At 53.3% G+C, this 364-nt stretch carries 1 pseudogene; it reads right to left on the minus strand.

The features are described 5' to 3' along the window. A pseudogene (locus CWB98_RS23850) lies at positions 1-364 on the minus strand (AMP-binding protein); the annotation flags it as partial.

Here is a 364-nt window from a genome sequence, read left to right on the forward strand (position 1 = left end):
TGTCTCACACGTGATACAAGGCTGGACATAAGCCACCAATTGCTGCTGACCATCCGCCACTGTGCGCGCCAGTACCTGCGACAATGCAACATCATCGAGTTGGTTCAGGCGATGCTCAACCTCACCCAGCTCGATACGAAAACCACGGATTTTCACCTGATCATCGCTGCGACCAATAAACTCCAGTCGTCCGTCCTGACGGTAACGCACCAAGTCTCCTGTGCGATAGAGGCGAGGGCTGCAATCCGTGTTGTGTGTCTCGTGATAAGTGTTGGCGATAAAGCGTTCTTCTGTCAGTTCAGGCCGATTGAGATAACCACGGGCAACACCGGCACAGCCAAGATAGAGCTCTCCAACAGATCTG

Origin of the sequence: Pseudoalteromonas rubra, from assembly GCF_005887115.1 — a bacterium.
GTDB lineage: Bacteria > Pseudomonadota > Gammaproteobacteria > Enterobacterales > Alteromonadaceae > Pseudoalteromonas > Pseudoalteromonas rubra_F.